1 pseudogene is annotated in these 318 nt (G+C 75.5%); it reads left to right on the top strand.

The window, feature by feature from the left end:
• Positions 1 to 318 (top strand): annotated as a pseudogene (locus TN53_RS43580) (phosphopeptide-binding protein); the annotation flags it as partial.

Genomic DNA, 318 nt, shown 5'->3' with positions numbered 1-318 from the left:
TCCCTTTCCCCCCCCCGGGCCCACCGGGGGGGCCGCCCGCCGCATCTGTCCGCCGTCCCGGACCACGAGCCGGAGCTCTGCCCGCAGTGCCGTACGCCCCGTGAGGGCGGTGCGCCGTTCTGCGAGGAGTGCCGGTGGAACTTCCTGACGAACACGGCCACCTCGTACACCCCGGCCGCCCCGCGCCCGCCGGCCCCCGGCCCGGGCGTCCGCTTCCAGGGACCGCCGCAGGGTTCGTCGTACGGCACCGGTGACTCGTACGAGTACCAGGGTTCCCGCCCGTCCCAGATGAACCGTCCCGCCGAACCGATCCCGCCC

Source organism: Streptomyces sp. WM6386, from assembly GCF_000972385.1.
Taxonomy (GTDB): domain Bacteria; phylum Actinomycetota; class Actinomycetes; order Streptomycetales; family Streptomycetaceae; genus Streptomyces.
Note: the sequence above shows the minus strand (reverse complement) of the source record. Positions and strands in the feature narration are given on the sequence as shown.